At 41.1% G+C, this 14,089-nt stretch carries 13 protein-coding genes; 10 read left to right on the forward strand and 3 right to left on the reverse strand.

Annotation, left to right across the window (positions count from 1 at the left end):
* Positions 1–74: 74 nt before the first annotated feature.
* On the reverse strand, positions 75–2,324 hold the full coding sequence (locus EGC82_RS18675) for a putative bifunctional diguanylate cyclase/phosphodiesterase (RefSeq protein WP_124732083.1): 2,250 nt from the start codon (positions 2,322–2,324) through the stop codon (positions 75–77).
* 185 nt (positions 2,325–2,509) lie between these two features.
* On the opposite strand from EGC82_RS18675, the gene thpR reads away from it, so the two are divergent.
* Positions 2,510–3,106: an RNA 2',3'-cyclic phosphodiesterase gene (thpR, locus tag EGC82_RS18680; RefSeq protein ID WP_124732084.1), complete on the forward strand. Its 597-nt coding sequence runs from the start codon at positions 2,510–2,512 to the stop codon at positions 3,104–3,106.
* 44 nt (positions 3,107–3,150) lie between these two features.
* Here thpR and pepB read toward each other — a convergent pair whose 3' ends face one another.
* Positions 3,151–4,425, reverse strand: coding sequence for an aminopeptidase PepB (pepB, locus tag EGC82_RS18685; RefSeq protein ID WP_124732085.1), 1,275 nt, complete (start codon positions 4,423–4,425; stop codon positions 3,151–3,153).
* Positions 4,426–4,569: 144 nt separating this feature from the next.
* Between pepB and sfsA the strand changes: the two genes are divergently transcribed.
* From sfsA to EGC82_RS18725, 8 genes are all read left to right on the forward strand, one after another.
* On the forward strand, positions 4,570–5,274 hold the full coding sequence (gene sfsA, locus EGC82_RS18690; protein ID WP_124732086.1) for a DNA/RNA nuclease SfsA: 705 nt from the start codon (positions 4,570–4,572) through the stop codon (positions 5,272–5,274).
* A 118-nt stretch (positions 5,275–5,392) separates the two neighbouring features.
* Positions 5,393–5,836: an RNA polymerase-binding protein DksA gene (gene dksA / locus EGC82_RS18695; protein WP_124732087.1), complete on the forward strand. Its 444-nt coding sequence runs from the start codon at positions 5,393–5,395 to the stop codon at positions 5,834–5,836.
* Between the two features lie 138 nt (positions 5,837–5,974).
* Positions 5,975–6,856, forward strand: a complete 882-nt coding sequence (gene gluQRS / locus EGC82_RS18700) for a tRNA glutamyl-Q(34) synthetase GluQRS (protein WP_124732088.1) — start codon at positions 5,975–5,977, stop codon at positions 6,854–6,856.
* 241 nt (positions 6,857–7,097) lie between these two features.
* Complete coding sequence (gene pcnB / locus EGC82_RS18705) at positions 7,098–8,399, forward strand: polynucleotide adenylyltransferase PcnB (RefSeq protein ID WP_164839246.1); 1,302 nt, start codon at positions 7,098–7,100, stop codon at positions 8,397–8,399.
* Between the two features lie 5 nt (positions 8,400–8,404).
* A complete protein-coding gene (folK, locus tag EGC82_RS18710) occupies positions 8,405–8,896 on the forward strand; it encodes a 2-amino-4-hydroxy-6-hydroxymethyldihydropteridine diphosphokinase (protein ID WP_124732090.1) in 492 nt (163 codons plus the stop codon).
* Positions 8,897–8,958: 62 nt separating this feature from the next.
* Entirely contained in the window at positions 8,959–9,753 is a 795-nt protein-coding gene (gene panB / locus EGC82_RS18715; RefSeq protein WP_124732091.1) for a 3-methyl-2-oxobutanoate hydroxymethyltransferase, read from the forward strand.
* Positions 9,754–9,846: 93 nt separating this feature from the next.
* Positions 9,847–10,701, forward strand: coding sequence for a pantoate--beta-alanine ligase (panC, locus tag EGC82_RS18720; protein WP_124732092.1), 855 nt, complete (start codon positions 9,847–9,849; stop codon positions 10,699–10,701).
* Between the two features lie 480 nt (positions 10,702–11,181).
* The gene (locus EGC82_RS18725; protein WP_124732093.1) at positions 11,182–11,700 is read left to right on the forward strand and encodes a DUF4124 domain-containing protein; all 519 of its coding nucleotides are present in this window, start codon (positions 11,182–11,184) and stop codon (positions 11,698–11,700) included.
* 45 nt (positions 11,701–11,745) lie between these two features.
* Here EGC82_RS18725 and EGC82_RS18730 read toward each other — a convergent pair whose 3' ends face one another.
* Positions 11,746–11,943, reverse strand: a complete 198-nt coding sequence (locus EGC82_RS18730; RefSeq protein WP_164839165.1) for a YheV family putative zinc ribbon protein — start codon at positions 11,941–11,943, stop codon at positions 11,746–11,748.
* A 176-nt stretch (positions 11,944–12,119) separates the two neighbouring features.
* Here EGC82_RS18730 and EGC82_RS18735 point away from each other — a divergent pair, with 176 nt between their 5' ends.
* On the forward strand, positions 12,120–14,027 hold the full coding sequence (locus EGC82_RS18735; protein WP_124732095.1) for an ABC transporter ATP-binding protein: 1,908 nt from the start codon (positions 12,120–12,122) through the stop codon (positions 14,025–14,027).
* Positions 14,028–14,089: the final 62 nt, after the last annotated feature.

Genomic DNA, 14,089 nt, shown 5'->3' on the forward strand with positions numbered 1-14,089 from the left:
AAGGTGCCATTAATTGCCTATTTCATCTGCTAATTAATTAGCTGTACTGAACACATAACGGCAAGCAACCACATTTATATTAACCAAGGCGTTCGCAAACCGTGTTGTAACTCGGCTAAACGCGTCGGTTTATTAATCGCATAACCTTGAGCGTAATCAACGCCAATATTTTTCAGATATAGGCCAATATCAGTGTTTTCGACAAACTCAGCAATCACTTCAAAGCCCATGTCTTTACCCAGCTGACAAATTGCAGACACGATGGCTTTGTCACTGCGATTGTCACATAAATTCACCACAAATTGACCATCGATTTTAACGTAATCGACATCGAGGCATTTCAAATAAGCAAAGCTTGAAAAGCCGGAACCAAAATCATCTAAAGCGATCTTACAACCAAATGGTCGTAATAGATCAATTAATCCGGTAGCTTGATCTAACTGGCTTACTGCTGCGGTTTCAGTAATTTCAAAACATAATTTACTCACCAATTCAGGTTCAACCATTAAGCGCATTTCAAGCCAATTCATAAACTTTTGGTCTGCCAGCGACATCGCCGACAAATTCACCGACACCATGGAAAGTTGATGCCATGTGGCTAAATTATTTCCGCCCCACTTTAGCAAGTTATCTATCACCCAACGATCTACTCTAGGCGCTAAATTATAACGTTCTGCTGCAGGTAAAAAGACTCCTGGTGATACATATTGGCCATCACTTTGCACCATGCGCAGTAAGATCTCCATGTGTATTCCAGTGTCGGGTTTATCCAGCGGCTCAATTAATTGATAAAATAATTCAAACTGATTTAATGCTAGTGCACCTGTAATATCAACAGATGCAAGCATTTGGTTATACATAATGTGCATTTGTGGATCGTCAGGATTATAAAAATGCCAACGGTTACGACCTTCTTCTTTGGCTAATCGACAGGCCGCATCAGCCTTACTCATCACACCATAAATATCAGGGTCTATATAATCCACTTTAGCAATACCAATACTGGCACTAATATTATGCTTAACACCCTTCCAAATAAATTCATGACCAAACAATTGCTGACAGATTCGTTGCGCTACTTGCTGTGCTGATGAAATATCTGAGTAATGCATCAATAAGCCAAACTCATCACCGCCTAAACGTGCAACTACATCACCTTTTCGCAATAATTGTTTTAATCGCGTGGCTACTTGTTGCAATAATAAATCCCCAGCTTGATGACCACTAAGATCGTTGACTACTTGAAATTGATCGAGATCAAGAAAAGCAATACAAGCCGGAGCTTGCTCTTCATCGTTTAATAACTCTTCGAGCATATTTTCAAACTGTAGCCGATTGGGAAGCCCGGTTAGCACATCATAATTTGAATGGAACGATAATTCATCAGCCAGTCGATAGCGCTCAGTGACGTCTTCAATCATTAATAATAACTGTTGCTGTTTATTAAGCGCATGGCAAAAACTAAACTTGTACCAATGAATTTGCACACCATTTCGCAGCGGCACTTCACACCAGGCTTGGCGTAAAATACCCTCACGAACAATGTGCAAGGTATCGAGCAATAGAGGATGATCTTCTTCGCGCAACAAGTTAAACAAACTCTGCCCAATACTAATTGGCAGGGTATCTTTACTCGCGTCATTTTGCAGTACAACATTATTGTGTAAATCAATCAGCGCACAGGGTATCGGCAATAACTGAAACAACTCTTGATACTGTTTATCTTTACTATCTAGCAGCACGGCTAAGCGACGTAACTCAAGTGATGATGCTAGTTGATAAGCGGTATCGTCGAGTAACTTTTGCACAAATACACAAGGGTCTTCATGCTGACTAATAATAGGATTAGCATCTGAACCACACAGAGTGCCTAACACAACTTTTACATTACCAACCTGTAATACTGGGCTTAGCGCGAGGTGCTTACAATCAATATTAAGGGCATTAAAAGTGCCTAAAAGAGGGGTTAAAATTGCGTTTTCGTCGGCATAACCAGTATAAGCGTAAGTGATGGGGTGATGATTGAAAAACAACGATTCACATAGCGATAAATTATCTTCTAAAAGTTGATTAAACTGTTGTTCAGTTGCTGCAGAGGCACCAAAATGACTGACACACTGTTGCTCTGAGGTGTCGATAATATCAGTATCAACCGCAAATAATTTATCATACTGACTCGTTAGTACAAATGCAGCACTGCATTCTAGCCTGTCGCAGACTAACTGTAGTGCTTGATTAAGTAGTGATAACACCGAAGTGTTATTACCCTCAATAGGTCCATCTGTAAAAACACTTTTCAATAGTTGCTGGGTGCTATCGGCCATTCATCAACTCAGTCAAGGTTAGCAATTCAATTTGCTTGGGAATAAAAAACATGCGCTATATTATCGTTAACATTGGCTTAAGTGTAGTTTAGTCATTCACGAATAACGATATTTGTTTATATCAAGCAGTATTAATAATCTATTCGGCTCAGGGTTTCAACTCATTACTAATTAAGGATAACCGAATGCAGACCACATCTTCACGAAGATTGTTTGTCGGTTTTAGCTTAGACAAGTCACAAGAAGAAAAAATATTACTTCTACAACATAGGCTTAAGCTATTAATAAACAATGAAGCAAAGATCGTAAGCGATACCAATTTACACATGACGCTCGGATTTTTAGGCCAGGTAGATCCGACCAGTTACACCAGTATCATCAATGCGATTGGATTGATGCATAAACCTATTTTTCAGCAACCATTAGATACTCTAGCGTTATGGCAATCGACACAGTTAATCTGCTTAAAAGGCCAAGCAAGCAAACCGCTATTAGCTATGATTCAATCATTAATATCGATTGCCAAACAGCACAACTTATTTGTCAGCCAGCACCAATACACGCCGCACATCAGCTTATTTCGTCATGTTAACATGACAAATTTGCCAATATTGGGATGCACCACAAACTTATCCTTAACGCCGACACATTTACATCTGTACCAATCTATCAATAACTCACAGCAAATTAACTATTCAATTATCAAAAGTTGGCCGTTAATTGCAGATGATAAAAAGCCGCTGTTACTTAGTATCCCACCCCTTAATTTTAGAGGAAGTTAAATAACAACGGCTGCAGATTTATTCTAAATGAAGACGGCTATTGACTAGTCTTTTAATAACTCGGCAATGGTCAATACACCATGAGTTGTGGCACCTGCAGCCCATAAAGCTGAAGCTGATGATTCAAACGCTGCCGCTAAGTCAACATGTAACCAATTAGCTTGTGGTGACACGAAGCGCCATAAAAAACCAGCGGCATTTGATGCTCCACCTGCGCCGCCGCCTTTCACTGGGCGACTGTTTGCTGTATCGGCATAAGCTGATGGACACATATCTTTATGCCATGGATCTAACGGTAATGGCCATACGTTTTCAGATACAGCAGCGGCACTTTTTTGTGCTAATTGTAATGTGGCTGTTTGTGGTGAAAAAATCGCATTATAATTTGAACCTACTGCCATCACTGCAGCGCCGGTTAATGTTGCAGCATCAATAATTAAGCCTGCGCCAGTTTCTGATGCGGCTTGTAAACCATCAGCTAATACCAAGCGCCCTTCGGCATCAGTATTAACAACTTCAACCGTAGTGCCATTTTTGTAGGTTAAAATATCACCTAGTTTAAACGCACGACCACTGACTAAGTTTTCTGCACAACATAGGAATAACTTAACGCGTTTATTCAGGCCTGACTTCATCGCCAATCCTAAAGCGGCTGTGACAGTGGCAGCACCACCCATATCACATTTCATTGCGAGCATACCTTCTGTCGACTTAAGGCTATAACCACCTGAGTCAAAGGTAATACCTTTACCCACTAATGCTACCGATACCGGCGCATCAGCGCCCAACGGATTAAAATCAAGCTCTAATAAAGCAGGAGGGCGCTCACTACCACGACCGACAGCATGAATACCGACCCATTTTTTTTCTAATAATTCTTGGCCTTCAATAATAGTGAAACTGACATGGTCACCACCAATGTTTTTTAACCAAGATGCGGCTTGATTTGCTAACGATAAAGGTGATAAATCTTCAGGAGTATCATTGATTAATTTACGAGCAAACTGGGCTGCTACAGCTCGATGATTTAAAATTTCTTTATCTGCATCATTACCACACCAATCCACTTGATAACCTGCTTTAGCCGTAGCAAAACCTTGCGCAAATGCCCACTGTGAATGCAAGTTCCATAAGCCGCCGTCTAGCTGCACATAATTAATGCCTTGGTTACGAATCTTTCTTGCGGCCATTTGTACTTGGCGCAGTTCATCGCTACCCGATAAATGAATCGTTGCCAGAGAACCTTGAAAGGTCACATCAGCTTTACCCCAATGAGAGGCGGGGGCTTCGGTGGTGAGCGTAACGGTCATAATATTCATAATATTCCCTTGTAATAAGCCTAATAACAACAATACTCGCACTTAATCACGAGCTAATGGCAGTAGTGTAGACAAAACATAATCGATAAACCAAGCTAAAGTTTGTTAGCATTGTTGTAAATCAACTCATTAAATGTCTCATTGATGAAATTTACTCCCGAATTCGAATCCGGTGTACTAATTAAACGTTATAAACGTTTTCTCGCCGATATCAAGCTATCTAATGGGCAAGAGATCACCATTCATTGCCCCAATACTGGCTCAATGAAAAATTGCTTATTCCCAGGAGAGAAAGTGTGGTTTTCTACCTCGGATAATCCCAAGCGTAAATATGCCCATACTTGGGAATTGATGCAAACAGACCAACAACACCTTATAGGGATTAATACCGGAAGAGCCAATGCTCTTGCAGAAGAAGCGATAAAACAGCAAGTAATAGCTGAACTGCAAGGTTATGACACGCTAAAACGAGAAGTGAAATACGGCAATGAAAATAGTCGTATCGATATTTTGCTCACTAGCCAAAACCGAGCTGAGTGCTATATTGAAATAAAGAGTTGTACCTTACTTGAAGAGCAAATAGGTTACTTCCCAGATTCCGTGACCACTCGAGGACAAAAACATCTTAGAGAACTAATGCACATGGTAACATTGGGTCACCGTGCTGTATTATTATTTGTGGTACAGCACAGCGGCATAACCCATGTTCAACCCGCGCGACATATAGATCCACAATATGCTGACTTACTCCAACAAGCCGTAGCAAGCGGTGTTGAAGTACTGGCTTATAAAACAGAACTTTCGCCACAGGGAAGTTTCATCAGTATCCCCTGTAAAGTGATAGTGTAGATAAAAATAAAACTTAAATACCATGTAAAAAATTTGCCACGCTATAGAGTTTCTGGTATAGATAGCGGCCATAAATTTAAGACGCCCTTAAAACGCAAATGATTACAGGAGATGCGTTATGCCTCAAGGCACGAAAAAACTTGGCGTACTCGCTATCGCTGGAGTAGATCCTTACCAGGAATCGGCTGGTGAAGAGTATATGAATACCAAGCAACGTGGTCACTTTACATTGATTCTCGAAGCATGGCGTAACCAATTGCGTGAAGAAGTCGACCGTACGTTAACTCACATGCAAGACGAAGCTGCAAACTTTCCTGATCCTGTCGACCGTGCAGCACAAGAAGAAGAATTCAGCTTAGAATTACGCGCACGTGATAGAGAACGTAAACTGATCAAGAAAATTGAAAAGACGTTACATAATATCAAAGAAGACGATTTTGGTTTTTGTTTCTCATGTGGTATCGAAATTGGTATCCGTCGTCTAGAAGCTCGTCCTACAGCAGATCAATGTATCGACTGTAAAACACTAGCCGAAATAAAAGAAAAACAAATGGCGGGTTAACCCGTTATTAATTAGGGCGAGATTATCTCGCCCTTTTGTTTTATTGTGTTCAGCGTATTTAACAACGTCATTGTTTCGCTCAATTTGAGTGGAACGAGATCAAAAAATTTCTAGTAAGCCAAAAATATAACCTCAAGTATGAGTACTAATTCCTATATCGGACGTTTTGCCCCCTCCCCATCAGGTCCACTGCATTTTGGTTCACTTATTGCTGCACTAGGCAGTTATCTGCGGGCACACAATCAACAAGGCCAATGGCTGGTCCGCATAGAAGATATAGATCCCCCACGAGAAATTCCCGGTGCCAGCGATAATATCCTAAGAACTCTCGATGCCTACGGCTTACATTGGCATGGCACGCCACTATTCCAACATCAACGACATCAGGCATATCAAGACCTAATTGATGCACTTATCGAAAGTGATGAAGCTTATTATTGCCAATGCACACGTAAAATAATTCAAACTAGCGGCGGTGTGTACGATGGTCGTTGTGGACAGCATCAGCCTCGGTTAACTCACGGTGCGATCCGTATTCGTAATCACGCTAAAGTCGATCATTTTATTGATCAACTTCAAGGCCATGTCGTTGTTGATAAGGCTTTCGCTGAGGAAGACTTTATTATCAAACGTAGCGATGATTTATATGCATACCAACTTGCCGTTGTACTCGACGATACGTGCCAAGGTATTACTGAAGTGGTCAGGGGATGCGATTTACTTGAAGCCAGTTGCCGACAAATAAGCATGTTTACCCAATTAAACCTCACCCCACCTAACTGGCTCCATTTACCTTTGGTTTGTACTCAAAAAGGCTTTAAATTATCGAAGCAAAATCATGCTCCAGCCATCGACATCACCCATCCGCAAGCCAGTATTAATGCAGCACTCGCCTTTTTAGGCCAACCACTCGTTGATGTAGATTCAGTTGAAGTCATGCTTAAACAGGCAGTAAAGCAATTTAGCTTAAATGCCATTCCGGCCGAGAAAGAAATTATATTATCGACAATAAATAACTAGCTATCGTCCTCTTCTGGTATAAGTTATTGCATTAAGCACGTTTTAGCACAGCTGCACGTATACTCATTAGGTCACATTTAATGTATTATACCCGCCAGATTTTTAATCAAATTATTTTAGCATCCCGAGGTGTATTATTTTTCGCCGTATTAGCCAATTCTGTAAACAGCTATTTGAAAACAACAAAGTAGCTCCAGTCCTTGAAGAACCCATTCAAGAAGATGGCTTACGTCTGGATATTATCTCCAGAGATGGTCACTCCATTTCACGTCGCCAAATTAGTGAAAATGCACTAAAAGTACTCTATCGTCTTAATAAATCGGGCTATAAAGCTTATTTAGTTGGCGGTGGTGTACGCGACATTCTATTAGGTCTTGAACCGAAAGATTTTGACGTAGCAACCAATGCCACACCAGATGACATTAAAAAACTATTCCGTAACTGTCGTTTAGTCGGCCGTCGTTTTAGATTGGCACATATCGTTTTTGGTCGTGATGTCATTGAAGTTGCCACTTTTCGTGGTCACCATAATGAAAGCAACGATAAAGTATCGAAATCCAATGCTGAAGGTCGTTTATTACGCGATAACGTCTACGGTGAGATCGATGAAGATGCCGAACGTCGTGACTTCACCATTAACGCGCTCTACTACGATATTAGCGACTATTCTATTCGCAGTTATGGTGGTGGATTAGCTGATCTTAATGCTCGAACGATCAAACTTATTGGCGACCCAGATACCCGTTACCGTGAAGACCCTGTGCGTATGCTTCGTGCCGTTCGTTTTGCCACTAAACTGGATATGCAAATCGACCCCGTTACTGCCGACCCAATCAAGGCACTTGCACCATTATTAAGTGATATCCCTGCTGCGCGCATGTATGAAGAAGTATTAAAACTGTTTTTTGCTGGTAAGGCAGAAGCCAATTACAACATGATGCAACGTTTTGGTTTATTTGCTCCCTTGTTCCCACAAGTTAGCGCCTTAATCGAAGAGTTGCCTAAAGGGCAAACAGCTAAAATGCTGCAAGTCGTTATGCGTAATACCGATATTCGTGTTAGTGAAGATAAAACCGTTACCCCAGCATTTTTCTTTGCTGCAATCTTGTGGTACCCGGTTAAACAACGGGCTGATGATATTGCCATTGAAAGTGGCTTAACCCATTACGATGCATATGTTGCTGCAATGGGTGATGTGCTTGAAAAACAATGTCTCACAATTAGCTTGCCACGACGATTTAGCACTCCAGCACGCGACATTTGGCAACTGCAACTTCGCTTGGAGCGCGGTCAAGGCACACGAGCCTTTAAACTGTTAGAGCATCCTAAATTCAGAGCCGCTTATGATTTACTGCTACTGCGCGGTGAAGTTGAAGCAGGGAATATCGCCAAGATAGCGGAATGGTGGAAGGCGTTTGTAGAAGCTGATGAAACTGACCGTAGCGATATAGCAAAAAGTATTAAAGGCAGCAATACTCGCAACAGAAATGCTCCACAGCGTAAACGTCGCCGTAAACCAGCAGCTAAGCCTGCGGAAGAATAATTATTATGGCTGTACAAGTTTATGTCGCGTTAGGCGCTAATTTAGCCGAGCCAAAACAACAACTTGACTTTGCAATGACAGCGCTAAAAACATTGGCGCTAAACCATACTTTTACAGTATCAGATTATTATCGCTCTAAACCTATGGGCGATGTTATCCAACCCGATTATGTTAATGCTGTCGCGGGGTTTCAAACCACGCTACAGCCGATTGAATTACTTGATGCTTTACAGCATATAGAGCAACAACAAGGGCGTCTTCGGCTTGAACACTGGGGACCTCGTACCTTAGATTTAGATTTGTTACTGTATGGGCAACAACATATAAACCAACCTCGGCTCTGTGTGCCTCATTATGGCATGAAGCTGCGCAGTTTTGTGTTAGTACCATTAGCAGATATCGCACCCACGCTAATATTGCCGTGTAATACAAGCCTTGAAAGCCTTATTAGTGTGACAATGCGTGATGAATTGCAAAAGCTTATCGATTTAAGTTGATCTTAACGGACAGAACATTAAGCTCAACTTTTAGTATTTCAATATTGTTTTAAGAGCCTACTATGTCAAAAGTCACCAGTTCGACCCTAATCAAGTTCAAACAAGAAGGTAAAAAGTTCACCGCATTAACAGCTTATGACGCTAGTTTTGCCGGCGCATTTGACAGCGAAGGTGTGGATGTACTTTTAGTGGGCGATTCACTCGGTATGGTGCTTCAAGGCCATAACGATACCTTGCCAGTAACTATTGCTGATATTGCCTACCATACCGCTTGTGTTAAACGTGGTGTTGCGCGCGCTTTACTCATCGCAGACATGCCGTTTATGAGTTATAGCACCCCAGAGCAAACTATGGCTAACGCGGCAATATTAATGCAGGCAGGTGCCAGCATGGTTAAATTAGAAGGCGGACATTGGCTACTTGAAAGCGTAAAAATGTTAACCGAACGCGGCATTCCAGTTTGTGCTCACCTAGGATTAACCCCACAATCAGTAAACGTATTTGGCGGCTTTAAAATACAGGGTCGCGATGCTGATAACGCACAACGCATTCTAGATGAAGCTAAAGCATTGCAGGCTGCTGGCGCACAATTATTAGTGGTTGAATGTATTCCGGCTTCACTGGCTAAAGCCATTACTGAAGCATTAACCATTCCAGTTATTGGTATTGGCGCTGGCGCTGATACTGATGGCCAAATCCTAGTTATGCATGATGTGTTAGGTATTTCCAGTGGTTATATTCCACGTTTTTCAAAAAACTACCTTAAACAAACCGGTGAAATCCGCTCGGCAATCAAAGCCTATATTGATGAAGTAGCTAATGGCACATTCCCTGCTGAAGAGCATACATTTAGCTGATCGCCTCACTGAAAAGCTAAGCGATTCATGTAACCATGCATTGCATGCACATCAATTGACGACATTGATTTTTTATTAAGGTTCCAACAGAAAATGATTACCACCGCTGCTATTTCAACTATTCGCGAACATGTAAGTGCTTGGCGTCGTAAAGGCGAAACTGTTGCCTTTGTTCCTACAATGGGTAACTTACACCAAGGTCACGTCACCCTAGTGAATGAAGCTAAAAAGCGCACTGATCATGTGGTGGTGTCTATTTTTGTTAATCCAATGCAATTTAGTGTCAACGAAGACTTAGACGGCTATCCACGCACTCTGACACAAGATAGCGACAAGCTAATGGCTGCCGGAGCAGAAATACTGTTTACTCCAACGGCCGAGATTATTTACCCTAAGGGGTTTTCACAACAAACATTTGTAGAAGTACCTGATATTGGTGATGAATTATGTGGCGCGAGTCGTCCAGGTCATTTTCGCGGCGTAGCAACGATTGTCACCAAACTGTTTAATATTGTGCAACCCGATATTGCCTTATTTGGCCGTAAAGATTTTCAACAATTGATGATAATTAAAACCATGGTTGAAGATTTATCAATGCCGATTGAAGTCATTGGTATTGAGACTATCCGAGAAAAATCAGGTCTGGCGATGAGCTCGCGTAACGGCTATTTAACTACGGATGAAAAACACTCGGCGGCGACATTAAAACAAGCATTAGATAATATTGTTGATGCAATACAAAATAACCAACCAACGCAACAAGCCATTGCAACAGCTGAACAATCTTTGATTAACGCTGGCTTTACTCCAGATTATCTCGAAGTAAGAAATGCTAATACACTGCGCCAAGCTACAGCAGCGGATACCGCGTTAGTCGTTATTGCTGCAGCATATCTCGGTAAGGCTCGCTTAATTGATAATGTGACATTTTCTCGTCATACAAACTAACCAGGTAAATTAATATTTACCTGTAAAACCACTTAATTTTGACTTAATCTAATAAAATAAATAAGATTGTTTTTATTGAAATTTTTAGTGTCAAAAACTGGTTTTATCGATAAACTTGAACCATATTTAAGCGATATAATCATTTTAGCGACGTTAATATCGCTATATTGATAGCCAAGTATAATTATGTTGTATGAAATATCCGCTAGCGAGTATGGCTAATGTCTTACTTAACTTAGCAAAAAAATATGCTAATCTATTTAATGCTATTGTCTAAGTAAAACATTAGTAAAATAAGTCGCTTGAAAAGAGATCGCAATAGCAAGAAACGGGTAGTGCATTTCCAGTAAATAACTATTAGCAGCTAGACACGGTAGTCTGCTGTTAAGCGACATAAACTAGTCGATGGAATCTAATAGCGAAAACGTAAACTACTGATATCAAAACCGTAATAGTGACAACAAAAGGATGTGTGGCCGCATGGCAAAAAGACTGTTATTCATCGTACTCGCCATGAGCGCATTTACTGCTCAAGCTAATACTATTTACAAATGTATGATGGATGAAAAAGTTGTTTTCAGCCAAACAGTCTGTCCGCAGGAATATCGCCAGCATAAAATTGAATACCAATTAGGGATTACCACCGAAGTCGACTCCGACAAGCGCGAAATCAAACAAGACCCGTTAAAAGCACTGCTTAATAAGCAAACCATTTCTAAAGAGAAATTACTGCAGTTACTTGATGGTGAAATGTATCGACTAAAACAAGAAAATAGTTACTTTGAAATATTACGTGCTAGCGAAATACAGAAGCTTGATCGTAAACGTTTTTGGCAAACTAAGCCTAAAGACGACCCAAGTTATGGACTCGAATTACAAGAAATTAATACTCGCTTCAATGACCTAACTAACAATAACATCGATGTTATTCAGATATTGAATCAACATAAAATGAAGATATCAGCTGAAACACAACCAGATGAATATATGAGTAACTAACCTCAACCTTCACCAGTGTTGAGGTCCGTCCCGCGAATAGATAGCTTAATCAGGCTTAAACACACCAATCATACTGCCAGTAGTCTTTTGTGGCACTTTAATATCCGTTTGTTGCTCACGATACTCACATTCAGTACATTCAACAGTTTCAATACCATTTTCTTTAAACAATAAAATACTGTCTTTAGCACTGCATTTAGGACATTTAGCCCCTGCAACAAAACGCTTTTTAATTTTGGTCATGATTTACTCGACTTAGTGTTTACCGAATGAGAGATTGACTTAATAAGGTCTTTACTCGATTTATACGTCTATTTTGCCATGATTAGTCCACATGAGTCCCGTGATTGTGGGAAATAAATCGTATATGCGATATTATCTGCACTATTATTCTATTCTTAAGTATCAAGTTGTAATTAATGATCAACATAAGCCAAGCTCAGTTAATTCGCGGCAGTAAAACCTTACTCGATGAAACCTCACTGACTATTTATCCCGGACACAAGGTTGGCCTTGTCGGCGCCAACGGTACAGGTAAATCATCATTGCTTGCCTTGATTTTGGGTCATTTACATCTGGATAAAGGTGAATTTAGTTTCCCATCGGGTTGGCAAGTAGCCTCTGTGGCACAGGAAACACCGGCATTAGATGTGTCAGCACTAGAATATGTGCTTGATGGCGACACCGAATACCGTGATTTAGAAGCCCAACTAGAAAAAGCTCAAGCCGACAATAACGGCAATGCCATTGCGCTTATACATGGAAAAATTGACGCCATTGGCGGTTATGCCATTAAGGCTCGAGCAGGTGCGCTATTAGCCGGCCTAGGCTTTAAGGATGCAGACCAAAGTAACCCGGTAAAAAGCTTCTCTGGCGGTTGGCGTATGCGTCTCAACCTAGCACAGGCACTATTATGTCGCTCAGACTTATTGTTACTCGATGAGCCAACTAACCACTTAGACTTAGACACCATGTATTGGTTAGAAGGTTGGATAAAATCCTATCAGGGCACGTTAATTTTGATCAGCCACGATCGTGACTTTATCGATGGTATTGTCGGGGAAATAGTCCATGTTGAAAATCACAAACTAAATTACTACAAAGGTAACTACTCTTCTTTTGAACGGGTACGGGCTGAACGTATGGCTCAGCAGCAAGTCGCCTTTGAGCGTCAGCAAAAAGAGCGCTCGCATATGCAGTCATTTGTTGATCGTTTCCGCTATAAGGCCAGTAAAGCTAAACAAGCACAAAGCCGCTTAAAAGCGCTTGAGCGCATGGCCGAATTATTACCATCACAAGTAGACAATCCATTTCAAATGGCCTTTAGAGAACCAGAAGCGCTACCGAACCCATTAGTGGTAATGGAAAATGTCTCTATTGGTTACGAAGATAATACCATCCTAAAGCAAGTGGAATTAAACCTCGTTCCTGGCGCCCGTATTGGTTTATTAGGTAGAAATGGTGCTGGTAAATCGACCCTGATAAAACTATTATCTGGCCAGTTACAAGCCAAAACGGGTAAGTATCAACCTAATCCGGGATTAAATATTGGTTATTTTGCTCAACATCAAGTTGAATTTTTAACGCTTGATGATTCTCCAATGCAACACTTGGCTAGACTCGCGCCAGCAAGTGTTCGCGAACAAGAATTACGCAATTTTTTAGGTGGGTTTGGCTTTAATGGTGATATGGCCTTATCGCCAGTACGGCCATTTTCGGGCGGAGAAAAAGCACGTCTGGTATTGGCATTAGTAGTATGGCAGCGCCCAAACCTATTGTTACTCGATGAACCGACCAACCATCTTGATTTAGAGATGCGCCACGCGCTCACTATGGCATTGCAAACCTTTGAAGGTGCTATGGTCATAGTGTCGCATGATCGGCACCTATTACGATTGAGTTGTAGTGACTATTACCTAGTCGATCAAGGCGTTGTGACACCTTTTGATGGCGACTTAGATGATTACCATCAATGGTTACTCGATGCCGCGAAACAGGCGCAAGCCAACAACAAAACGGATGCGGCCACCAGCGGTGATGCGGTGGATAAAAAGCAGCAAAAAAGAATGGAAGCAGAACTGCGCCAAAGAGTATCACCACTGAAAAAACAACAAATAAAATTAGAAACCCAACAACAGAAAATTAACACCCGATTAGCTGAGTTAGAAGTTGAATTAGCCGATGGCAGCTTATATGAAGCTGAAAACAAAGCTAAAATGACTAACGTTCTTAACGAACGTACTACGTTGACCCAGACCATGGATGAAAGTGAAATGAACTGGTTAGATATTCAAGAGCAAATTGAGCTTATCGAACAAGATTTTTAATCAATACTTGGTATTATTATTTTATTGTCATTTGTGGTGTTGATTAACGCCACAAAGGCAAC

Origin of the sequence: Shewanella livingstonensis, from assembly GCF_003855395.1 — a bacterium.
GTDB lineage: Bacteria > Pseudomonadota > Gammaproteobacteria > Enterobacterales > Shewanellaceae > Shewanella > Shewanella livingstonensis.